The sequence below is a fragment of the Chryseolinea soli genome, from assembly GCF_003589925.1.
Lineage (GTDB): Bacteria > Bacteroidota > Bacteroidia > Cytophagales > Cyclobacteriaceae > Chryseolinea > Chryseolinea soli.
The window spans coordinates 1,506,411-1,530,184 of the sequence record NZ_CP032382.1 but is presented as its reverse complement, the minus strand read 5'-3'; the positions used below and the strand labels follow the sequence as shown (position 1 = coordinate 1,530,184).

Annotated in this window: 19 protein-coding genes; 10 read left to right on the top strand and 9 right to left on the bottom strand. The window is 51.4% G+C overall.

The genetic code is table 11. From position 1 onward, the window contains the following. The gene (locus tag D4L85_RS06540; protein ID WP_119753549.1) at nt 1-1,068 is read left to right on the top strand and encodes a DUF4249 domain-containing protein; all 1,068 of its coding nucleotides are present in this window, start codon (nt 1-3) and stop codon (nt 1,066-1,068) included. Nucleotides 1,069-1,183: 115 nt separating this feature from the next. After that, nucleotides 1,184-2,212 carry a uroporphyrinogen decarboxylase gene (gene hemE / locus D4L85_RS06535; RefSeq protein ID WP_418219859.1) on the top strand — a complete coding sequence of 343 codons (1,029 nt, stop codon included), beginning with the start codon at nt 1,184-1,186 and terminating at the stop codon, nt 2,210-2,212. 152 nt (nt 2,213-2,364) lie between these two features. Here the strand turns inward: hemE and D4L85_RS06530 are convergent, their stop codons facing one another. From D4L85_RS06530 to D4L85_RS06500, 7 genes are all read right to left on the bottom strand, one after another. Then, nucleotides 2,365-4,809, bottom strand: coding sequence for an ABC transporter permease (locus D4L85_RS06530; RefSeq protein ID WP_119753547.1), 2,445 nt, complete (start codon nt 4,807-4,809; stop codon nt 2,365-2,367). A 141-nt stretch (nt 4,810-4,950) separates the two neighbouring features. Beyond that, nucleotides 4,951-5,793, bottom strand: coding sequence for an acetyl-CoA carboxylase, carboxyltransferase subunit beta (gene accD / locus D4L85_RS06525; protein ID WP_119753546.1), 843 nt, complete (start codon nt 5,791-5,793; stop codon nt 4,951-4,953). A 69-nt stretch (nt 5,794-5,862) separates the two neighbouring features. Continuing rightward, complete coding sequence (locus D4L85_RS06520) at nt 5,863-6,933, bottom strand: class I fructose-bisphosphate aldolase (protein WP_073141449.1); 1,071 nt, start codon at nt 6,931-6,933, stop codon at nt 5,863-5,865. Between the two features lie 175 nt (nt 6,934-7,108). After that, nucleotides 7,109-7,462 carry a 50S ribosomal protein L19 gene (gene rplS, locus D4L85_RS06515; protein WP_119753545.1) on the bottom strand — a complete coding sequence of 118 codons (354 nt, stop codon included), beginning with the start codon at nt 7,460-7,462 and terminating at the stop codon, nt 7,109-7,111. A gap of 90 nt (nt 7,463-7,552) precedes the next feature. Further along, on the bottom strand, nt 7,553-8,233 hold the full coding sequence (gene trmD, locus D4L85_RS06510; RefSeq protein ID WP_119753544.1) for a tRNA (guanosine(37)-N1)-methyltransferase TrmD: 681 nt from the start codon (nt 8,231-8,233) through the stop codon (nt 7,553-7,555). Between the two features lie 2 nt (nt 8,234-8,235). Beyond that, nucleotides 8,236-8,748 carry a ribosome maturation factor RimM gene (rimM, locus tag D4L85_RS06505; protein ID WP_119753543.1) on the bottom strand — a complete coding sequence of 171 codons (513 nt, stop codon included), beginning with the start codon at nt 8,746-8,748 and terminating at the stop codon, nt 8,236-8,238. A gap of 63 nt (nt 8,749-8,811) precedes the next feature. Then, on the bottom strand, nt 8,812-9,360 hold the full coding sequence (locus D4L85_RS06500) for a 30S ribosomal protein S16 (RefSeq protein ID WP_119753542.1): 549 nt from the start codon (nt 9,358-9,360) through the stop codon (nt 8,812-8,814). A 200-nt stretch (nt 9,361-9,560) separates the two neighbouring features. Here D4L85_RS06500 and D4L85_RS06495 point away from each other — a divergent pair, with 200 nt between their 5' ends. From D4L85_RS06495 to lpdA, 5 genes are all read left to right on the top strand, one after another. Beyond that, nucleotides 9,561-12,293, top strand: coding sequence for a 2-oxoglutarate dehydrogenase E1 component (locus D4L85_RS06495; RefSeq protein WP_119753541.1), 2,733 nt, complete (start codon nt 9,561-9,563; stop codon nt 12,291-12,293). Nucleotides 12,294-12,360: 67 nt separating this feature from the next. Then, nucleotides 12,361-13,914 (top strand): 2-oxoglutarate dehydrogenase complex dihydrolipoyllysine-residue succinyltransferase, encoded by a 1,554-nt coding sequence (gene odhB, locus D4L85_RS06490; protein ID WP_119753540.1) that lies wholly within the window; start codon nt 12,361-12,363, stop codon nt 13,912-13,914. Nucleotides 13,915-13,948: 34 nt separating this feature from the next. Beyond that, nucleotides 13,949-14,380, top strand: coding sequence for a DUF6452 family protein (locus tag D4L85_RS35090; RefSeq protein WP_119753539.1), 432 nt, complete (start codon nt 13,949-13,951; stop codon nt 14,378-14,380). Then, the gene (locus D4L85_RS06480; protein WP_160143573.1) at nt 14,373-15,041 is read left to right on the top strand and encodes a hypothetical protein; all 669 of its coding nucleotides are present in this window, start codon (nt 14,373-14,375) and stop codon (nt 15,039-15,041) included. The genes D4L85_RS35090 and D4L85_RS06480 overlap by 8 nt, the downstream gene beginning before the upstream one ends. 6 nt (nt 15,042-15,047) lie before the next feature. Next, nucleotides 15,048-16,445 (top strand): dihydrolipoyl dehydrogenase, encoded by a 1,398-nt coding sequence (gene lpdA / locus D4L85_RS06475; protein ID WP_119753537.1) that lies wholly within the window; start codon nt 15,048-15,050, stop codon nt 16,443-16,445. 71 nt (nt 16,446-16,516) lie between these two features. Here lpdA and D4L85_RS06470 read toward each other — a convergent pair whose 3' ends face one another. Next, nucleotides 16,517-17,680 (bottom strand): Lnb N-terminal periplasmic domain-containing protein, encoded by a 1,164-nt coding sequence (locus D4L85_RS06470; protein WP_119753536.1) that lies wholly within the window; start codon nt 17,678-17,680, stop codon nt 16,517-16,519. 157 nt (nt 17,681-17,837) lie between these two features. On the opposite strand from D4L85_RS06470, the gene D4L85_RS06465 reads away from it, so the two are divergent. Next, complete coding sequence (locus D4L85_RS06465) at nt 17,838-18,860, top strand: radical SAM/SPASM domain-containing protein (protein ID WP_119753535.1); 1,023 nt, start codon at nt 17,838-17,840, stop codon at nt 18,858-18,860. A 20-nt stretch (nt 18,861-18,880) separates the two neighbouring features. On the opposite strand, the gene D4L85_RS06460 is transcribed toward D4L85_RS06465, so the two are convergent. Next, nucleotides 18,881-19,051 carry a FeoB-associated Cys-rich membrane protein gene (locus tag D4L85_RS06460; protein ID WP_119753534.1) on the bottom strand — a complete coding sequence of 57 codons (171 nt, stop codon included), beginning with the start codon at nt 19,049-19,051 and terminating at the stop codon, nt 18,881-18,883. A gap of 194 nt (nt 19,052-19,245) precedes the next feature. On the opposite strand from D4L85_RS06460, the gene D4L85_RS06455 reads away from it, so the two are divergent. After that, nucleotides 19,246-21,651 carry an ABC transporter permease gene (locus D4L85_RS06455; protein WP_119753533.1) on the top strand — a complete coding sequence of 802 codons (2,406 nt, stop codon included), beginning with the start codon at nt 19,246-19,248 and terminating at the stop codon, nt 21,649-21,651. 151 nt (nt 21,652-21,802) lie between these two features. After that, the gene (locus D4L85_RS06450) at nt 21,803-23,767 is read left to right on the top strand and encodes a S9 family peptidase (protein WP_119753532.1); all 1,965 of its coding nucleotides are present in this window, start codon (nt 21,803-21,805) and stop codon (nt 23,765-23,767) included. Nucleotides 23,768-23,774 lie beyond the last annotated feature (7 nt).

Below are 23,774 nucleotides of genomic sequence, written 5' to 3'. Positions count from 1 at the left end.
ATGAGGCTGACGATCTCCAAGATAAAGACAAGGTTCATCACCATTTCTTCCGGCCTCTTTCTGCTGGTGCTGAACAATTGTGTTACCCCCTTTGAACCGGAACGCCGGGTCATAGAAAAGCAGCTGGTGGTGAGTGGTGCAATCACCGATGGTCCGGGACCGCATTTCATCAGCGTGAACTACACTCCACCCTATTCCGATATCAAACAGAAATCATATCTCTATCCCAACAACGCCCGCGTGTTTCTCCAGGATGATACAGGGTATGAAGAAGAGATGACGCCAACTACCTATGGCACCTACAAAACAGCGGACGATACGAAGGGTGTACCGGGCAGAAGCTATCATGTAACGATTGTGCTGGAAAATGGTACGCGCTATGAATCCCGCCCTGAACTGATGGCGCCGGTGCCGGCAATTGATACGTTGTTTGCAGAATTCAAACCGCTTCCTTCTCCGGACGTGCCGGGTAAATTTTCGATCTATCTTGAGACCAGCGATGCGCCGGAGACAAACAATTATTATTGGTGGAACTGGCAGCATTACGAAACACTGCCCTATTGCAAGATCGTGGCGCTTCCCGGTGGAGGCAGGCTTGCTTATCCCTGCTGCAATCCCTGTTGGAGGATCACATTTTGCGACGGATGTTTTTCTGTTACGTCCGATTACCTGAGCAATGGCAAACGCTTGAGAAGACAACACATCACGGATGTGCCCTACGATTCGAAGGATCCGTATTACATCATGGTGAAGCAACAATCCCTCTCCGAGGGGGCCTTCAAATTCTGGTCTGCTGTTTATGATCAACTCAACAACACCGGCGGTGTGTTTGATAAATCTCCCGCTACCATCCAGGGCAATGTGTTCAACGTCAGCGATCCGACGGAACAAGTGCTCGGCTATTTTATGGCGAACAGCGTTGTGCAGCGATATTTTTATGTTGATCGCAATGTCGATGTGCTGCTCGTCCGCAGGCCATTCAATCCCTATCAGATTGCGGAAACCTGTGTTAATTGCGAGAACCAAGTCGGCCGCACGAACGTCATGCCGCCGGGATGGATAAACTAAGTGCGCACGACCGAGGCTGGTAGATCTAAAGCCTTTTTTTGCCGAACAAAATTCTGTTGTTTCAGGGTAAACTCTCCCCTTTGTGGGCTAGATTTGCCGCCTTATACTGCTGCCCATGAATGATAGATTGATTTCTGCCGCCAAAGGACTTGCCACCGACCGTACCCCCATCTGGCTGATGCGCCAGGCCGGCCGCATCCTCCCGGAATACAGAAAAGTAAGGGAAACCGCGAAAGACTTTAAAACCCTTGTAAAAACCCCCGAGCTGGCCACGGAGGTGACCATACAGCCCGTGGATATCCTCGGTGTAGACGCAGCCATCATTTTTTCCGACATCCTTGTCATCCCCGAGGCTATGGGCCTCAACTATGAAATGGAGGAGAACAAAGGCCCTGTCTTTCCGAAAAGAATCACCTCGGAAGCCGATCTCGCATCGCTGCACATCGCGCAAGCCGAAGAACTCCAGTACGTGTTGGACGCTATCCGTCTCACCAAAAAAGAGCTTCAAGGCAAAGTGCCGCTGATTGGATTTGCCGGTGCTCCGTGGACGATCTTCTCCTATATGATCGAAGGCAAAGGCAGCAAAACATTTAGCCAGGCAAAAAAAATGCTCTATACCCAGCCCGCGTTCTCACACCGCCTGCTGGACATGATCGCCCAAAGCACCATCCACTACCTGAAGGCCCAGATCAAAGCCGGCGCCGACATCGTACAGATCTTTGACTCCTGGGCAGGAATATTATCGCCGGATCAATACGCTGAATTTTCCCTGAAATACATCTCAAAAATCTGTGACGCCCTTGGAAACGACGTTCCCAAAATTGTCTTCGCCAAGGGAGCCTTCTTCGCCCGCGCCGAAATGAACACCATCAACTGCGACGTCGTAGGGTTAGACTGGAACATGGGCATCGCCGAATCGCGCGCCCTGCTCCCCAACAAAGTGCTGCAAGGCAACCTCGACCCCTGCGCGCTCTACGGCTCCCTCGACGACGTGCGACGCGAAACCAAAAAAATGCTCAACGCCTTCGGCCCCCACAAGCACATCGCTAACCTTGGTCACGGTTTATATCCCGACACCGAAGTTGACAAAGTGAAATGCTACATCGACACGGTGAAAGAATATAGCGCAACGTTGCGTCGCTAGGACATAAGGTTTAAGCGCCTCATCTTCGGTAAAGCCTCGGCGAACACAAAAGGCGCTAAGGATATTCCGATGATCACTAAAAAAATAACCCCGGCCTTTAGGCCAGGGTTATTGACATCTTATATCGAAAGGGCTTTAGCCCTGACCTTTTCTCATTCGCTTCGAAGAGATTTTATAGGATTAACAATCGCCGCCCGGATCGACTGATAGCTCACCGTGATCCATGAGATCAACAACGCTATACCCCCCGCCAGCAAAAACACCCCGACACCCATATCCACGCGGAACGCAAATCCCTCAAGCCACCGATCCATAATAAACCACGAAAATGGCACCGACAACACGAAGGCCACCACAATCAGTTTCGTAAACTCTTTCGACAACAAGATCACGACACTAAAAACAGAAGCGCCCATCACCTTGCGTACACCAATCTCCTTCGTCCGCAAGTTCGCGGTATAGGCCGCCAACCCAAACAATCCCACACAAGCAATCACAATGGCCAACCCGGAGAAAACTGCAAAGACGTTGCCGGCCTGTTGCTCTGCTGCGTATTGAGCATGAAGATTTTGATCGAGGAATAAATACTTAAAGGGCTGATCCGGCGCCAAGGTTTTCCATTTTTCTTCCGCGGCGCTCACGATGCTACGGGCATCTCTTTGGTTGAGCCGTACCGTCACATAGCCCGCGCCACCGCCAAAGCTCTCGACGCTCTGAATCGTGAGGGGCGTGATAGGATCGCGCAGGGATTGAAAATTGAAATCCTTGATGACACCAATGATCGTAAAGACAACTTCTGCATTTCCTTCCGGACGGCGCAAGATCTGCTTCAACTTTTTACCCACGGGGTCGGAGAGTCCCATGGTTTTGACGGCCGTTTCATTTAAGATGATAGAAAGAGAGTCATTGGTTTCTTTAGAATATCCCCGGCCTGCTACAAACTCAAAGCCGATGGTTTGCGCAAAGTCATCGTCGATACCCATGCTTTTTGTGGTGAGGATTTCCGACGAGCCTTCGGGCGTGAATTGTGCCCCGAAGAAATCACCCTGCCGGCCCAGGAGCGAGAAGGTGCCCCCGGCACTCACCACACCCGGGACGCGCTTCATCTCTTCGATGAAGGTCTGCGCCTTATTGTTCAGCGCAAACGCGCGATCGATGACCAGCACTTGCTCTTTGTCATAACCGAGCGATTTGTTTTCCATATAGTTCATCTGCTTCACCACCGTGAGGGTACCTACGATGAGCACGATGGAAATGAAGAACTGAAGAACAACCAACCCGTTTCTCAACCACGAACCCTTTGCCTGGCTGGCAAAATGACCTTTCATCACCACAATAGGATTGATCGACGACAACGCGAAGGCTGGATAACTGCCGGCCATAAAACCTACCACCACCGAGATAAGTAATAGGCCCCCCAATATACCAGGTGTAAACGGAAGGGAGAGATGTTTTCCCGCCAAGGCATTGAAGTAAGGCAGAGCGAGCTGAGCCAAGCCTATCGCCAACACCGTCGCAAACAAACTTAGCAGGACAGACTCCACCAGGAACTGATAAACCAGCTGGCCTTTCAACGAACCCATTGTCTTGCGCACGCCCACTTCACGCGCCCGCTCGGCCGAACGCGCCGTGGCCAGGTTCATAAAGTTGATGCATGCGATCGCCAGGATGAGCGAGGCGATGCAGATGAGGAAGTACACATAATTGCGGTTTCCCCCTGGGCGCATGGATCCTTCCAGGTTTGTCGGGTCGAGGTGAATGGACGTGAGGGGTTGAAGGAAGTAGCGGTAGCCGTTGCCCTCGCGCTTGTAGTCAGCCCATGATTTTCCAAGATCTTGTTCGATCTGCGCCGACGCATAGGTGTCCACCATCTTGGGAAATTTTGCTTCCAGTGCGGCAGCGTTGGCGCCGGGTTTGAGTTTTATATAGGTATGTGCCGAGAAAGTGATGAAGTTCACCTTTGGGCCGCCAAAGAACTGATCATTCCACTTCGATAAGAAATCAAATTTTAAATGTGAATTGTCCGGCAGGTTTTCGCAAATGCCGGTGACATTGAAATCCTGATTGAAGATCTTTAGTGTTTTTCCCAGGGGGTCGTCCTGGCCAAAGTAGCGGTTGGCGGTCTCTTGTGTTAGCACGATGTCGTTCAGCTTAGTCAACACCGTTTTTGGATCGCCTTTGACCAGCTTCAAACTGAAAAAAGAAAAGAAGTTGGAGTCGGCAGCCATGACGAAGTTTTCTTCAAACTGCTTCACTTCGTTTTTGCGGTCGGTATAATTCACCACGACGTTGTTGATGGGGCCGCTCACTTTTACCACGTCTTCCACTTCTGCAAAGTCGCGCGACATCACGTCGGAATAAGAATGGGGGATGAAAGCATAGTTGGTGGAGTGATTGGGATACTTTCGCTCCAGTACGACCTTGTAGATGCGATCGGCATCCGTCAAAAATTTGTCGTACGAAAACTCCTCGATCACAAACATGGTGATGAGAAGACAGCTCGCGATGCCCACGGAAAGCCCCAGGACATTGATGAGCGTGTACACTTTTTGTTTGATAAGGCTGCGGAGGGCGACCTTGATGTAGTTCTTGATCATAGCGAGAAGTTTACAAGTACCACCAAGGTCAATCCATGTGCCACATCCTTAGACAAGGAAATAAGCCCATGCAGAAACAAATCCGCGTGCGAAAAAAGAAGGGGTGTACGGAAGGGGATAAAACCGTTCGTCTGCGGACGCCTAGTTCTGCAGCATGCGCAGCAACGTAGAGAGGCGGTTTTTCATGTTGCGCCGGTCGATGATGAAATCGAGAAAGCCATGTTCCAACACAAACTCTGCGCTTTGAAAACCTTTCGGAAGGTCCTTGCCAATGGTTTCACGGATCACGCGGGGACCGGCAAAGCCGATGAGCGCGCCGGGTTCGGCAATATTGAAATCGCCCAGCATGGCATACGATGCCGTTACACCGCCCGTAGTGGGGTCGGTCAGCAGGGAGATATAAGGAATTTTGGCAGCATCCAGCAAAGCGATCTTGGCCGATGTCTTCGCCATTTGCATCAGTGAAAGTCCGGCTTCCATCATGCGCGCGCCGCCGGAGCGGGAGATCATGAGGAACGGTTTTTTTGTTTGAAGGCTGTGGTCCATCGCCCGGGCAATTTTCTCGCCCACAACCGAACCCATCGAACCGCCGATGAAACTGAAGTCCATGCAGCCGATGGTGATGTCGATGCCATTCATTTTGCCATAGGCCGTGCGCACGGCATCTTTCAGCTGGGACTTCTCCTGGCTTTCTTTGATGCGCTTCGGATACGGCTTGGTGTCTTTGAATTTCAACGGGTCGGCCGACTCCATGGTGGGGTCCAACTCGGTGTATTTGCCTTCGTCAAACAGCACTTCGAAATATTCTTCCGAGCCAATGCGCACGTGAAAGTCTTCATCGGGCACCACATAGGCGTTGTTCTTCAACTCGCGCGTGTGAACAATTTTGCCGGCGGGCGACTTGAACCAGAGGCCGTCGGGCACTTCGCGTTTGGATTCGGTGGGAGTGAGTATTCCTTTATCGCTGCGTTTGAACCAAGACATAGTTAAAAAATTTAGTAAAAAAGAAAGCCGATGAACGGGTGAGGTTCATCGGCTGAAATTACAATTTCGTTAAGCTAAATCGATCGATTTATCGAGGTAAATATCCTGGATGGCGTTCAGGATCTCCACGCCTTCTTTCATGGGGCGTTGGAAAGCCTTGCGACCCGAGATCAACCCGGTGCCACCGGCACGCTTGTTGATCACGGCCGTGCGCACAGCATCGGCCAGATCGCTTGCCCCCTTGGACTCGCCACCGGAGCTGATCAAGCCGGCGCGGCCGTTGTAGCAATTTAACACTTGGTAGCGGCACAGGTCGATCGGGTGATCGGATGTGAGCTCCGTATAGATTCTTTCGTCCAGTTTGCCATAGCTGCTTCCGCCGGTGTTCAGCATTTTGTAGCCGCCGTTGGTTTCCGCAAGCTTTTGCTTGATGATGTCGGCCTGGATGGTCACGCCAAGGTGGTTGGCCTGGCCGGTAAGGTCGGCCGATACGTGATAGTCAACACCGTCTTTTTTGAAGGCGTTGTTACGGGTGTAGCACCAGAGAATAGTGGCCATACCAAGCTGGTGAGCGCGCTCAAAAGCTTTAGACACTTCAATGATCTGGCGGGTAGCATTATCAGAGCCGAAGTAGATCGTGGCTCCTACCGCCGCAGCGCCCATGTTCCAGGCGTCCTCAATGGAACCGAACATGATCTGGTCGGCCTTGTTGGGGTAAGTGAGCAATTCGTTATGGTTGATCTTCACGATCAAAGGAATCTTATGGGCATATTTTCTAGCCACCATGGCCAGTGCGCCAAACGTAGTGGCCACACCGTTGCAGCCGCCTTCGATGGCGAGCTTCACAATATTTTCAGGATCGAAATAAATGGGATTCTTCGCGAAAGACGCACCCGCGCTGTGTTCGATGCCCTGGTCGATAGGAAGAATGGAAACGAAGCCTGTGTTGGCCAAACGGCCGGTTCCGTATAATGCTTGTAAGTTGCGCAACACGGGGATGCTGCGGTTGGATTGAGCAAAGACTTTGTCAACGAAATCCGGGCTGGGAACCTGGAGTTGATCCTTAGAGATGGTTTTACTTTGGTGTTTCAGCAGGTAGTCTGCGTCCTTACCGAGTAGGTCAGCGATGTTTCTAGCCATAGTTGGTTTTTTATGCGAGGGGACAAAGTTATTAATTATTTAATAGGATGCTAATTTGAGCTGATTTGGGGGTTTTTGGCCCATTTCAAACGTGTTCAGCAGCCCCTCAGGATAAACCCGTAAAACAAAAAAAGCCACTCCGGATGGGAATGGCTTCTTACTATTTTCGGATGTATTAGATCTTCTCTTTGATGCGGGCAGCCTTGCCTTGCTTGCCTTTCAGGTAGTACAGTTTTGCACGACGTACTTTACCTTCTTTCAATACTTCGATCTTGTCGATAGAGGGAGAAACGATGGGGAAGATACGCTCCACGCCTACACCGTTGGAGATCTTGCGAACGGTGAATGTCTCGCCGTTGCTGTTGGTGCCGCGGCGTTGGATCACCGTGCCCTGGAACTGCTGGATGCGCTCCTTGTTACCTTCTTTTATTTTTACGTGAACGTTCACAGTATCACCAGGCTTGAAGCTGGGTTGTGTCTCACGGACTTTCGCAAATTCTTGCTCGACGAGTTTAATCAGATCTGCCATAACACGATGGTTTTGAAAATGGACTGCAAATGTAGGGAAAGAATTGAAACTTAGGAAACTGGGATATAGAATGTTTGTAAAAAATGGATTTTAAGGCTTTTGAAGCAATTCTGGCCGTCTTTTTTGCGTCCGCTCCAGGGCCTGGTCGTGCCGCCACTCCTCGATCCGGGCCTGGTGTCCCGACAAAAGCACGTCCGGGACCTTCCAGCCTTTGTACTCTGCCGGCCGGGTATAGACCGGGGGCGCAATCAGGTTGTCCTGGAAGGAATCGCTCAGCGCCGAGGTCTCGTCCGACAACACGCCGGGGATGAGCCGGACCACCGCATCGGCCACCACGGCCGCGGCCAGCTCGCCGCCGGAAAGAACGTAGTCGCCAATGCTGATCTCGCGGGTGATCAGGTGTTCCCGCACCCGCTCGTCCACCCCCTTATAATGACCACAGAGCAAAATGAGGTTCTTTTTCAGGCTCAGTTCATTGGCCAGGGGCTGCGACAGGCGCTGGCCGTCGGGGCTCATATAAATAATGTCGTCGTAGGTTCGTTGGGACTTGAGTTCGGTCAGGCAGTTGTCGATGGGTTCGATCATCATCACCATGCCGGCACCGCCGCCAAACGCGTAGTCGTCGGTTGTCCGGTGTTTGTTGGTAGCGTATTGGCGCAGGTCGATGATGTTGACCGTGACCAACCCCTTGGCCTGGGCGCGTTTCAGGATCGAGTCCGAGAACGGGCTTTCAATGAGCTTGGGAAGACACGTGAGGATGTCGATGTGCATGGTCAAATATCCAAAAATCCTTCCGGAAGATTCACGGTGATGCGCTTTTTGCCCTTGTTAATGCTCGCGATGAAGGGACCGTTCACAGGAATCAGCACCTCGCCCAGTTCCCGATCGACCACGATAAGCGGATTGGCACCCGGCTGCACTTCGGCGACCTTGCCCAGCAAGCCGGTTTCTTCATCCCAAACCTCAAAGCCAATGATCTCGTCGCTATAAAACTCACCCCGCGCCGACTTCGGGCGCAGCGACTTTTGAACATAGAGCGCGCGTTTGGCAATTTTGCCAGCCTCCTCCACCGTGTCGACGTCCTCGAATTTGATAAGGGCCTTTGCCTGGTGCACCGAGGCGGTTTGTACAAAATAGGGTACCAGGCGGTTGTCCTTCTCCACAAAGAGGGCTTTCAGCTCCGCGAGATTTTCGGGAGCTTCGTCGTCCAGCGAAACCGTCACCTCGCCTTTCAGGCCGTGGGGTTTCAGGATGAAGCCGATCTTAAAGCATTCTTCGATGTCCATGGTGGGGAAATAAAAATGCCAATGCGTGGGAACACATTGGCATTTGGAATGATCAATTTAAAATTAAGCTTGTTCGGTAGCTTCTGCGGCCGGAGCTTCGTTTTCGGCAGCGGCAGCAGCAGGTTGTGCGGCGGCGGCAGCAGCAGCTTCTTCGGCAACCTTCGCCTTTTGGCGGATCGCTTCAGCGCGGGCTTCGCGGATCTTGGTTTCGGCAGCCTTGCGGGCTTTCGCACTTTCTTCCTTGGAAGCGGAAACTTTAGTTCTCTTGGCTTCGATCTTAGCTTCCTTGCTCTTCAGCCAGTCGGCCAATTTCGCATCGGCTTGCTCTTGGGTGATCGCACCTTTGATGACACCGATTTGGAGGTGTTTTTTCAGCATGATGCCACGGTAGGAAAGCATGGCTTTCACCGTGTCGGAAGGCTGAGCGCCATTCATCAACCATTTGAATGCTTTTTCATCATTCAGGTCAATGGAAGCGGGAGTGGTGAGGGGATTGTAAGTCCCGATCTTTTCAATGAAGCGACCATCGCGTGGTGCTCTGGCATCGGCTACGACTACATCGTACATCGCCAGTTTCTTGCGGCCTCTGCGGGCCAATCTGATTTTAACCATTACTGTGTCAGTTTAAAATAGTGGAACTCGTCCTGTATTTTTTTTAAAGACCGCAAAGTTAAGTTTTTTTTCCGTTTTGGCAATGATCGGCGCCTAATGGGGTTGAAAGGAAGGAAAATAGTTAAGTATTCGTTTACGCGATTATTCAATTTTTTAATCTTATGGCACTTCTCTACATTTGTTGGCTTTCAAAAATAATCATGGATAATTATTCATACATCAGCAATGCAGACGTTGGTTATCTGGACCAACTCTACCAAAATTACAAAAAGGACCCTAGCAGCGTCGATTTAACCTGGCAGAAGTTTTTTGAGGGATACGACTTCTCCAATCAGCGCTATGGCGAAAACGGCCACGGTCCCAAAGGAGGCGACGATTCCCTCTCCTTAAAGGAAACGCAGGTACGAAACCTGATCTTCGTGTACCGCTCGTTCGGTCACCTGAAATCCAAAACCAACCCCGTTCGCGAACGCAGAAACCACCAGGTGAACTTCGACCACACCAACGTGGGCCTCACCGATGCCGACCTGGACACCGAGTTTGACGTGGGCGCCGAAATCGGCATGGGCCGCGCCACCCTGCGCAAGATCATCGAAAAACTGAAGGCCGTATACCTCGGCCCGATCGGTTTTGAATACAACTTCATCCGCAACGACGAAGTGCGCTCGTGGTTCTTCCAGAAATGCGAACAACAATACTACACCTATAATCCCAGCATCGACGAAAAGAAAAGTATCCTCACCAAGCTCAATGAAGCGGTGGTGTTCGAAAACTTCTTGCACACGAAATTCCTGGGACAAAAACGCTTCTCCCTGGAAGGTGGCGAAAACACCATCCCCGCCCTGCAAACCATCATCAACAAAGCGGCAGAGCTGGATGTGAAGGAAGTGGTGATCGGCATGGCCCACCGCGGCCGTCTGAACGTGTTGTCGAACATCCTCGGCAAAACCTACGAACAGATCTTCACCGAGTTTGAAGGCAACGTCAGCCCCGAGCAAACCATGGGCGACGGCGACGTCAAATATCACCTGGGCTATTCAAGCCACATCAACACGCCTTCCGGCAAGAAGATCTATCTGAAATTAACACCCAACCCTTCCCACCTGGAAGCGGTTGACCCGTTGGTGATTGGCTACACCCGTGGCCAGATCGACGACGAATACAAAGGAGACCTTTCCAAAGGCATGGCCATCCTCATCCACGGCGACGCCGCCGTGGCCGGACAAGGCATTGTGTACGAGCTGTTGCAAATGTCGGGCTTGCCCGGCTACACCACCGGTGGAACGATCCACTTCGTGATCAACAACCAAGTTGGTTTCACGACCGACTATGACGATGCCCGTACCAGCATTTACTGTACAGACCTGGCCAAGATCGTAGACGCCCCCGTGCTGCACGTGAATGGTGACGATGCAGAAGCGGTGAGCTTTGCAGCGAAACTCGCGGTGGAATACCGTCAGAAATTCGGACAAGATATTTTTATTGACTTGTTGTGCTACCGTCGTCACGGTCACAACGAGAGCGATGAGCCCAAGTTCACGCAACCGAAATTATACAACATCATCGCCAAGCACGAGAATCCCCGCGAGATCTACGTAAAGAAATTGGTAGAGCGTGGCGATGTGGATGCGGCGTTGGCGGATGAGATGGACAAGAATTTCAGAAACCAGTTGCAAGACCGGTTGAATGAAGTGAAACAGAAGCCGCTTCCCTACAAGCCTCAGAAGATCGAAGCGGAGTGGGAACAAATGCGTTGGGCAACCCCGGAAGATTTTGATAAATCCCCCGAAACCGGTGTTAAGGAAAGTGTGATCGAGAAAGTTGGCAAAGCGCTGGCGACGATCCCCGAAGGCTTCAAGCCGTTGAAACAAATCGAAAAACTGTTGAAGGACCGTCAGGCGGCTTTCTTTGAAACGAAAGTGCTGGGCTGGGCTGAAGCAGAATTGTTAGCCTACGGCTCGTTGCTGACCGAGAAGACGCCGGTGCGTATGTCGGGTCAGGATGTTCGCCGCGGCACGTTCTCGCACCGTCACGCCTATTTCTTCGACGCGAATACAAACGAGCCGTATTGCGGCCTCGACAACATCGACAAGACCCAGACGAAATTCAAGATCTACAACTCGTTGTTGTCTGAATTTGGTGTGTTGGGATTTGAGTATGGTTATGCCATGTCTTCACCCAGTGCATTGGTGTTATGGGAAGCACAATTTGGTGACTTCGTGAACGGTGCGCAAGTGATCATCGATCAGTTCCTTTCTTCTGCCGAATCGAAGTGGCAACGGATGAACGGTCTCGTGATGTTGCTGCCGCACGGCTACGAAGGTCAGGGACCTGAGCACTCCAGCTGTCGCCCGGAGCGGTTCCTGCAGTTGGCCGCGGAGTACAACATGATCGTGTCGAATCCTACCACGCCGTCGAACTTCTTCCACTTGCTGAGAAGACAAGTGACGTGGCAATTCCGTAAACCCTGCGTAGTGTTCTCACCCAAGTCGTTGTTGAGACATCCCGCCGTTATTTCACCGATGAAGGAATTCACGTCGGGCAGCTTCAGTGAAGTGCTGGATGATCCTACGGGCGTACCGGCGAAAGATGTGAAGCGCGTTATTCTTTGCTCGGGCAAGCTCTATTATGACCTGGCCGAAGTACAGCAGAAGCGCAAAGCAAAAGACACGGCCATCGTGCGCATCGAGCAACTGTATCCTTTCCCTGAGAAACAACTGAAAGCTGTCCTGAAGAAATACAAGGACGCCAAGGTGGTATGGGCACAGGAAGAACCTGCCAACATGGGTGCCTATTCGTTCATCCTCCGGATGATGCCGAAGCAGGAGTTTGAAGTGGTATCGCGCAAGGCCAGCGCATCGCCGGCAACCGGTTTCTCTAAAGTTCATAAAGTGGAACAAGAGAAATTGGCGAACAAAGCATTCGAGATCTAAACCAGAAACATGTCACGGCCTTGGCCGTCAAAAAAACATATCGTTCAAATAAAAAAATCAAAAGGGAATGGCTATTCAAATAAAAGTGCCCACAGTCGGCGAGTCCATCACGGAAGTGACCATCGCGAACTGGCTTAAAAAAGACGGCGATGTGGTGAAGTTGGATGAAGTGATTGCCGAACTGGAGTCGGATAAAGCAACCTTCGAGCTCACGGCGCCCAGTGCCGGGGTATTGAAGATCATCAAACAACAAGGCGAGACGGTTCCCATCGGCGGCCTCCTCTGCGAAGTGGAACCTTCGGGCGCCACGGCAGCAAGTCCTGCACCAGCACAACCTGCGGCCCCACCGGCAGCAGCGCCTGCAGCCCAGGCACCAGCCGAACCCAAGAAAGCCGGCGGTGTGAAAGAAATGAAAGTGCCCACCGTGGGCGAGTCCATCACGGAGGTGACCATTTCGACCTGGCTGAAAAAAGACGGCGACCTGGTGAAGTTGGACGAAGTCATTGCCGAAGTGGAATCCGACAAAGCCACTTTTGAATTGCCTGCTGAAGCCACGGGCATCCTGCGCATCGTAGCCAAGGAAAAGACAACGCTCCCCATAGGCGGTCTCATTTGCAGAATTGAGATCACCGACGGTGCAGCCGCTTCGAATGGGGCAGCAGCAACACAACCTGCCGTGGCTACTGCTGCGGTAGCGGGCGACAAAACGTATGCTGCCGGTCATCCTTCGCCCACGGCGGCAAAGATCCTGGATGAAAAAGGTATTCCAGCCAACCAGGTTTCCGGAACCGGTGTAGGCGGAAGAATCACACAGACCGACGCGCAAAATGCTCAGAAAGCCCAGGCCCCTGCGGCCACGGCAGGAAAGCCCGCAGAGACCAAAGCGCCATTGGCCCCGCCGGTGATTGCTTCCGGTGGAGGACGCAATGTGCGCAACGAAAAAATGACATCACTGCGCAAGACCATCGCCAAGCGATTGGTATCGGTGAAAAATGAAACCGCCATGCTGACCACGTTCAACGAGGTGGACATGAAGCCGGTCATGGACTTGCGTTCGAAGTACAAAGATCAATTCAAGGAAAAATATGGTGTCGGCCTGGGCTTCATGTCCTTCTTCACCAAGGCCGTGTGTGCCGCCTTGAAAGAGTTCCCCGCAGTGAACGCGTCGATCAACGGCGACGAGATCATTTATCATGACTACTGCGATGTATCCATCGCGGTGTCTACGCCGAGAGGTTTGGTGGTGCCGGTGATCCGCAATGCGGAAGCCCTTAGCTTCAACCAGATCGAGAGCGAAGTGGTGCGCCTGGCCACGAAAGGCCGTGACGGAAAACTTTCCATCGAGGAAATGACGGGGGGAACCTTCTCGATCACCAACGGCGGTGTGTTTGGCTCTATGCTTTCAACGCCCATCCTGAACCCGCCGCAATCGGCGATCTTAGGTATGCACAACATCGTGGAGCGCCCGGTGGTGAAGAACGGTGAGATCGTGATCCGCCCGATCATGTATGTAGCCTTATCGTATGACCACCGCATTGTAGACGGTCGCGAGTCGGTGAGCTTCCTGGTGCGGGTGAAGGAGATGATGGAAGACCCGGGAAGATTGATCCTCGGTGTTTAATTGATTTAAGTTGTCTATCAGATAAGAAGCAGGTATGAGAATGAGGATCGTCAGTATCTTACTGAGTGTTGTTTTTTTGTCATACCTGCTTACTTTTTCCGGGTGCAGGCGCTCGTGCTTTTCGGAGGACCCGTTTGTGGCCTTTGTCTATTTCGCCAACGATCGCCAGTACACATCGGTATATGGAATGGATGGCGAACAACCCGGGAAGGAAATTCCAATCTACGACCTCCATGCAGGGCTACCCCTGACCAGAAAGCAGAACAAGACAATTCTGATATTTCAAAATGACACCCGAAGGGATACGCTTAGCATTCAGTATGAATTAACCCCCAAACTGCAGTCGAAGGAGTGTGGTTTTTATTTGGATGTCGACAATTGCCAGGTGGGCAAGCCCACAACGTTTTCAAATGTCGCATTGCAGTCCTCGAGTTCTAGTCAAATAACCGTTTATATCAATGACTAGACACCTATCCGTTATCGTGATGTTGGCGATCGTTAGCCACACGGCACTTGGTCAATCGCCTGCTGGACTTTCCGTAGGATTCGACGTATTGAAGACCATGCCGATTTTTTACAACAGCGGCTATGTGCTGGAACCTTCACTGATCTACACGTCGAAAAACGGCATCATGATTGATATGGCCGTGGGGTTTGCCAATGTGAAAAAGGATACGCTCTACCAAAATTCTACCTATTTCAACCAAGGGCACTACCTTCGCCTGGGTGCTGGCGGAATGATCCTCAAACATCCCGGGCCATTCAGACAATTTTATCTCCTGGCCGATGTCGTGTATTCGGACTTTACCGAGCGGTTCAAGGTTCGGTTCCGCGATGAGGGAAATTATTACGGCGATACGTTCAGGACGCTGGAGCAGTCCAGCCGTTTGGTTGCCCTTGAAGTACAGCCCGGCTACCGGCTGCCAATAGGGAACTCGAGATTTTCCGTTAATTTTCAGGCTCGGTTCAGTTATGTTGTGACGGCATACGACGAGGACAATTTTCCCGTCTATTTGATACCCGGCGTTGGCTATATGGGCACAAAAAAGGACACGCCATATAATAATGTTGCCACCGTAGGAGCATCGATTCGCATCGTTTATAAACTTTTAGAAAATAACAATTAAGATCTTATGCAATACAATGTCGCAGTTATTGGCTCGGGACCTGGTGGTTACGTAGCAGCCATTCGTTGTGCACAACTCGGTTTTAAAACCGCCATCATCGAAAAATACGATACCCTGGGCGGCACCTGCCTCAACGTAGGCTGTATTCCCTCCAAAGCTTTGCTGGATTCTTCAGAGCATTTCATCACCGCCAAGGAACATTTTGCCGAGCATGGGATCGACATTCCTGCACCGAAGGTGAACATCACCCAAATGATCAAACGGAAAAGCGGCGTGGTGAAGGCCAACGTAGACGGCATCGCTTTCCTGATGAAGAAAAATAAGATCGACGTACTGACCGGCGTAGGATCGTTTGTCGATAAAAATACGATCAAGGTAACGGCAAAAGACGGCAAGGAAACGACCATCACGACCGAGCGCGTGATCATCGCCACCGGCTCCAAGCCTACACCCCTTCCCTTTGCGCCATTCGACAAAAAGAGGATCATCTCCAGCACGGAAGCACTGGAACTGAAGGAAGTACCGAAGCATTTCATTGTCATTGGTGGCGGCGTGATCGGCATGGAGCTTGGCTCAGTGTACGCGCGTTTGGGATCCAAAGTAACGGTAGTCGAGTTCCTCGACAGTCTTATCCCCACGATGGACGGTTCATTGGGCAAAGAGCTTTTGAAAGTGACCAAGAAACTGGGCATGGATTTTTTCCTCGGTCACAAAGTGACGTCGGTCCAGAACACAGGCAATGAAGTGGTGGTGAAAGCCGAGGCCAAAGACGGAAAAACCATCGAACTGAAAGGCGACTACTGTTTGGTGAGCATCGGCAGAAGACCCTACACCGACGGACTTGGGTTGGATAAGGTTGGTATCGAAACCGTGAAAGGTCAAATTCCGGTAGACGAGCATTTGAAAACCAAGGTCGACAATATCTATGCAATCGGGGATGTGGTGCGTGGCGCCATGCTCGCGCACAAAGCCGAGGAGGAGGGGACGTTTGTAGCAGAACAATTTGCGGGACAAAAGCCTCACGTGCATTACCTGCTCATTCCCGGCGTGGTATACACCTGGCCGGAAGTGGCCAGCGTAGGCTATACCGAAGAACAATTGAAAACCGATGGCAAGGCCTATAAGGTGGGCAACTTCCCTTACAAAGCCTTGGGAAGAGCACGCGCCAGCATGGACACCGATGGTTTTGTAAAGATCCTCGCCGATAAACAAACCGACGAGATCCTTGGCGTTCACATCATCGGCGCGCGGGCTGCCGATATGATCGCCGCCGGTGTTACGGCGATGGAGTTCCGCGCATCTGCGGAGGACGTTTCAAGAATGTCGCATGCTCACCCGACCTATATGGAAGCCGTGAAAGAAGCGTGTCTTGCGGCTACGGCGAATCGCCCGATCCATCTTTAAGCATGATGGTTCTGAAATTTGAGCCACACGAACGAGATCCTTTATCAAAGACCCTGGGCGAACCCCGGGGTTTATTTTTTCCAAAGCTTGTATTGTGTGAACGCGCGTATCAGAATAGCGATGACGATCGGGATCAGCGATGTATGAAGTTGTTGAGGCAATATGGGCCAGGTAAGCAACAGCAGCGCGCTGAGTATAGCCAAGCCGAGAAAATATTTCTTCAGCCACATCGGCCGGCGGAAGAGCGCAATGGCTGCGACCAGATTGGAGGGTAGTGCCCAAAGCAAGTTGAAATTTTTTGCTGCCGCCTGATGGTCGGTGAAGAACCATAAAAAGAAAAGGAGGAACCCCAAAAGACCTGTCACGGTGAGGAGTGTGCCGTCCAGCCAAGTGGACGGTTTTCCTCTTTTGAAATCCCATGCGGTGATCGCGATGCAGAGTAAGGCAAGCGTTCCAAACACGTAGAGGGGATGTGGCAAGCCGCCCGGTATTTCTTCGGGGCGCGCGTCGTATACGTTGACCTTGGCTTTTACCAGGGGAACCGTAGTGCCGTTTTGTTGTATGGTCGCGTGATCAAATCCCGACTCGATGTAGTCGGGCAGGAACATGTATTCATAAGGCGAGGCCTTTTTATCCATGGGAAGACCCAGGCAGATGTCAATGCCGAGATCGCCCCAAGGCTGATGGCCCAGGTAGAGGTCGGTGAGTTGGCGGATGGTGTAATCGGTTTTGATATAGGAGCCATCGAATGTAACGTCCTTGCCGAGGGCGGTTACGACTACATCGCGGATCTTGGTTGCGCAGTTGTTGTAGAAATAGTCGTAGCGGTAAGTTTCGTTTTCGGGTTTCCGATTCCACATCAGGTAGTCGAACAATTTCTGTTTCTGCTCGGGAGTGAGATTCAGTTCCTGGGCGTGAAGGAAACGGTTGTAGTAGATGTAGGACGATTGAAAACGCCGGTAGTCATAGGCGGCCAGCTTGTAAAAGAGATAGCCGCGGGCGAAGTTGAGGTAGAAATGGGGTTGGTCGAAGTCGAATACGCCATAGTTGAAGACGGCGTCGATGTTCTGGTCGGGGTCATACACGCGAATGGCGTTGTGTCCGAAGGCCGAATACAATTCTCCCTGGAAAGGTCCGCAGGTGATCACGGAGATCGTGGCGCGGTCGGATAACGCTTGGGCATAGGCGCCCATGAAGGCGAAAAACAGGATGCAGGCCCCAATACATTTTTTCATGAGCTGTGAAATAAACCTTTGCAAGATATAAACCTGCCTGAACTTTTTGATAGGCTCAGACGGAAGAGATCCTGAAGAAAGGCACGCTTACACCGGGTGGGGAATGGGCAGGGGCGGCAATTTATCCTTACCTTGCTGCCGAATCAACGCAGGGTGCATGAAGGTTAATTTCCGCGATAGCGTGAATATGATGGCCAAAAGCTCGTTCGGCCGGGCGCTGAATGCGGCGCGCATCTATACCAGCTTTCACACCTCGACCTTCACCGGGAAGCCTTCCATCCAAGGCCTGCCCATCAGCCTCTCGTTCGAGCCCACCACATCGTGCAACCTGCGTTGCCCCGAGTGCCCCAGCGGTCTGCGTTCGTTCACACGCCCCACGGGCATGTTGCAGGAAGAATTGTTTCGCAACGTGATCGATCAATTGGCGCCTACCCTCAGTTACCTCACGTTCTATTTTCAGGGCGAGCCATTTTTGCATCCGCAGTTCCTCGACATGGTGAACTATGCGTCCCGCAAGGGGATCTATACGGCCACGTCGACCAATGCACATTATTTAAAAGACGATATGGCCAAGGCCACGGTGCAGTCTTCCCTTGACCGGCTCATCATCTCCATCGATGGCACCTCGCAGGACACCTATCAAAATTACCGCGTAGGCGGCTCGTTAGACAAAGTGCTGGAAGGCGCACAAAACATTTTGCGCTGGAAAAAGGAATTGAAATCCCGGACCCCCCATGTCATCTTTCAATTCCTGGTCGTAAAACCCAATGAACACCAGATCCCGGAAGTATACGCCCTGGCCGAAAAGCTTGGCGTCGACCAAGTGGTGTTGAAAACGGCGCAGATCTATAACTACAAACAAGGCTCGCCGCTCATTCCCGAGCAAGACCAATACTCACGCTATCGCAAGATGAGCGACGGTTCCTATGCGCTCAAGAATAAGATGCTCAATGAGTGCTGGAAAATGTGGCACAGCTGTGTCATTACCTGGGACGGCAAGGTAGTGCCCTGCTGCTTCGATAAGGATGCCCACTTTGTGCTGGGCGACCTGAAGAAAGACTCGTTCCGCGACATCTGGAATAGCGAAAAATACAACGCCTTCCGGTCGTCGCTGCTGCATTCGAGAAGTGAGATTGAGATTTGTAAGAACTGTACGGAGGGAACAAAGATTTTTGCTTAACGGGTCGTCTATCGCAATTTTTACAGCCCTTCTTTTTTGATCTGTGCTTCGATCTTTTCAAAATCCACGGCGCCACATTTCCCACAACCCGTGGCACACCCCGACTTCACTTGAAAGCTTTTATAGATAAGCCTTCCGACGTAAACCACGGCGCCCAAAAAAATCGAACCGACCAAGATCTGCTGAAGCATGGCTCAAAAATAAGGATTCAGTGTCATTAACGTAGAACGGGCAGGAATAATTTCGAAAACACTGTTCGATAGCGGACGAAATGGGTCGTTTGTGTACAACCTAAGCGGTTCAACACCTAAATTAGAGCCCATCCTAAGCCTTTTTTACCCTGGCACTCGTCTTGAGTTGTTCCAACATTTCCAGAGAAAAATTTATGCTGAAAAACTATTTTAAAACGGCCATCCGAAACCTGCTCCGGGGCAAGGGCAGCACCCTCATCAACATTTCGGGATTGGCCATGGGGATCACGTGCAGTTTGGTGCTTTTTCTCCTGGTGAGGCACTTGTCCAGCTATGATAACTTTCATGCCAAGCGCGATCGCATTTATCGTGTCGTGAGCGAGTCAGACGGCAACGATGGCAAGCAATATACGTCGGGCGTGCCCACGGTTTTGCCGGATGCATTCCGCACGGATTTTCCCGAAGTTGAGAACGTCATGTTCGGGGAGTATCGTGCGGGCGCGTTGATCACCATACCGCAACAGAAGGGTGAACCAAAGAAATACGAAGAACGAAGCGGCGTGGTGATCATCGAACCTGGGTTTTTCCAGATGTTCGACCGGCCCGTGTTGATCGGAGACGCCCAGAAAGGACTGGCCGAACCGAACAGCGCTGTGATCTCGAAGCGTTCGGCATTAAAATATTTCGGCAAAGAAGATGCCATCGGTGAAGTGTTGAAATTTGAAAACATCGAATATAAAGTCGCGGCGGTGGCCGAAGACTATCCCGGCAATACCGATTTTCCTTTTGATGTGATGCTCTCCTACATCACCGTAAAAAAAGACCGTGAACAATCGGGCTGGAACAGCATCTGGAGTGACCAGCAATGTTATATTTTATTGAAGGAAGGCGAAACACCGTCGAAAATAGCAAGCCGTCTGCCGGCGTTTGCTGAAAAATACATCGGCAAAGATGACCCGGATAACACACAGTTCGCCTTAGAACCGTTGAGCGATCTTCATTTCGACACGCGCTATGAGACGTTCAGCTACAACACCGTGGAGCGCGGCATGTTGATGGCCTTTAGCGTGATCGGATTCATCCTCATCATTACAGCTTGTATCAACTTTGTGAACCTCGCTACCGCTGAGGCCATCAAGCGTTCGAAAGAGGTAGGTATACGCAAATCGTTGGGCAGCACCAAGAGTCAATTGATCCGGCAGTTCTTGGGCGAGACCGGTTTGATCACGCTGATCTCATTGCTCATTGCCATTGCGTTGTCACAACTGGCGCTCACGTTCCTCAACCCTTTCCTCGATCTACATTTGTCGTTGAATTTTGGTTCCGATCTCCAGTTGTGGGGTTTCATCATTTTGGTTTCTGCCACCGTGGCGCTCATGGCGGGATTGTACCCGGCCTTTGTCGTATCGGGCTTTCAGCCGGCGTTGGCATTGAAGAATCTGATCAGCAATAAAAATTCGTCCGGCTATAACCTGCGCAGGGGATTGGTAGTGGCGCAGTTCATGATCTCTCAATTTTTTATCATCGGCACCATCGTCGTGATCGACCAGATGAATTATTTTCAGAAAAAAGATCTCGGCTTTCGGAAAGATGCCATCCTTGTGGTACCCGTCCCCGAGCGCGTTTCTGTTCGCGCAATGGATGGAGTGAGCAAGCTCCGTACGCTTCGCGAAGAAGTGGCCGTGATGAGCGGTGTGCAAGCCGTGAGCTTGAACAGCGATCCTCCTTCTTCCGGCCACGTGTCCGGTACCAATTTGAAAGTAGAAGGTGGCGATGAGAATTTCGCCACGCAAGTGAAACAGATCGACGGCAATTATGCATCGCTATTCGGTTTGCAATTCATCGCAGGAAAAAATTTGCAAGACCTCGACACGGCCACGGGATTTGTTGTGAATGAAAAGCTTGCCCACACCGTGGGCTTTGCTAATGCCGCTGAAATCGAAGGAAAGATTTTGAAGATGCGGGGTAAAACACTCCCTGTGGTGGGTGTGGTGAAAGATTTTCACACGGTATCGCTGCGCAGTGCCATCGAACCGTTGGTCCTGATGAACCAGGTTTCGGAATACAGATATTTAGCGTTGCAAGTGAAGGCCGGTGCCGTGCAGGATGTTTTAGCGCACCTGAAACCGGTGTGGGAGCGGGCATACCCCGACTATATTTTCAGCTATGAATTTCTGGATCAACAAATCGAGGAATTTTATGAAGGCGAGCGAAGAATATCGGTGCTGTTGAGTGTCTTCTCATCCATCGCTATTTTCATCGGCTGCCTCGGATTGTTCGGCCTGGTAACGTTCATGGCAAACCAAAAGACCAAAGAGATCGGCGTCCGCAAAGTGATGGGCGCTTCGGTGGAAAGTATCGTGATTATGTTTTCGCGCGAGTTCCTGAAGCTCATCGGTCTCGGCTTCCTGATCGCGGCGCCGATGGCCTGGTGGGTCATGAACATGTTTTTAGATGAATTCGCCTACAAGATCACGATCGGTCCCGGAATATTTTTGATTGGCCTCGTCACTACGCTGATCATCGCCATGGCCACGGTGGGGTACCGTTCGTTCAAAGCAGCCGTCGTGAACCCCGTAAAATCACTGCGGTCGGAGTAATGTAATAACCATTTTTTCTATACTAGTTTTTCTATGCATGAAAATCCCTTCGAAAGACGTTCGAAGGGATTTTTTATGAGAAGGTGTTGAGTGGTTGGCCTGGGATGATGAAAAAAATTAACTTTCAGCATCCTAAACCTCCTTTGCATACATGAAGTCCTTATCCCTCATCTTTCTGCTATCCCTGTCGATCATGGGTTCAGCACAACGGCTCTTGCACCCGTCCGATGTCTATCACGTCAAAGCCGTCAAGGACCCTCATCTCTCACCCGATGGCAAATGGGTGGCCTACACCGTATCGACACCCGATTCAGCCCGCGACACCAACGACAATAATATCTGGATGGTGGCCACCGATGGCAGCGGGGCCATACAACTCACCTACACCGAAGAGGGCGAAAGCAGTCCCCGGTTTAGTCCCGACGGCCGGTGGATCAGCTTTCTTTCCGGTCGCGAAAAAGCAAAAGACAAAAGCCAGCTTTGGTTGATGGACCGCCGGGGAGGTGAAGCTCACCAACAAACCAAATTCAAAGCCAGCATTTCGGATTATGAATGGAGCCCGGACGGAAAAAAAATTCTCTTTCTCATCCAGGACGAAGAAAAGGCAGACACCGTGAAAGATAAGCCGGCCAAACCGATCGTGATCGACCGCTATCATTTCAAGGAAGATCCAGGAGGTTATCTCGAGCATCTTCACACACACCTCTATGTGTATGATGTCGCTACAAAGAAACTCGATTCGTTAACGTCGGGTAAGTTCGATCAGTCGGATGCCGTGTGGTCGCCCGACAGCAAATACATCGCCTACACCAGCAACCGAACGGAAGACCCGGACCGCAACCTCAACTCCGACATCTGGATCGTGGAGGCTAAGGCACATGCAAAACCGCGACAGCTCACCACTTGGGTAGACTACGATAAAAAGCCGGCGTGGAGTCCCGATGGAAAATACATTGCTTATCTGCGATCGATCTCCCCCGAATGGGACACCTATGATGAAGCGCACTTGGCGATCGTTCCGGTTGGCGGTGGCGAGCCCATATTGTTGTCGAAGACGTTGGACCGTCCGGTGAACAATCCCCAATGGTCTAAGAACGGTCATTCTATTTTCGCATTGATCGAAGACGACCGCGAGCGTTATGTGATGGAATTTGATGTTGCCACAAAAAAATATACGAAGCGCACCTCCGGTCAACACAGCGTCACCGATGTGCTTCCTTTCACCGACACGAAGTCGGTGGTCTTGATGAGTGAGCCCGCGAGTCCACCGGAACTTTACCTGCTGGAGAACGGCGCGTTCAAAGCATTGACCAATCACAATGAAGCGTTTGTAAAGACCCATCACTTTGCCACCGCCGAGGGCTTCACCTTCAAAAACAAGGAAGGCATGGAAGTGGGTGGAATTTTGTTCCGTCCCTATGGAAAACCCAAAGGACAGAAGTTGCCCTTGCTGTTGTGGATCCACGGTGGCCCCGTGGCGCAAGACGAATATGAGTTCGATATGACAAATCAGGTGCTCGCGGCAAAGGGTTATGCCGTAGCCAACATCAACTATCGCGGAAGCAACGGCAAAGGCTATGCATTCTCGCGTGCTATTTTTGGGGATTGGGGAAATAAAGAAGTGGCCGATCTGTTAGCCGGTGTGGACTATCTCGTAAAGTCGGGCGATGCGGACCCCGACAAACTTGCTATCGGCGGCTGGAGCTATGGCGGCATTCTCACCGACTACACGACGGCAACAGACTCCCGCTTCAAGGCCGCGGCCAGCGGTGCGGGCAGTGCGTTGCAAACCTCGATGTATGGCACGGATCAATATGTGCAACAATATGAAATGGAATTAGGGGTACCTTGGAAAAACATGGAGAAATGGACGAAGGTGTCGTATCCCTTCTGGAATGCCGAAAAGATCAAAACGCCCACGCTCTATATGGTGGGAGAAAGCGATTTCAACGTGCCGGCAGCCGGCAGCGAACAGATGTACCAGGCGTTGCGTTCATTGAATGTGCCTACCCAGCTGATCATCTATCCCAAGCAACACCACGGGTTGAGAGTGCCCAGCTATTTGAAAGATCGTTATGATCGCTATTGGAAATGGTTTGAGACATACCTGAAATAGGAACAAA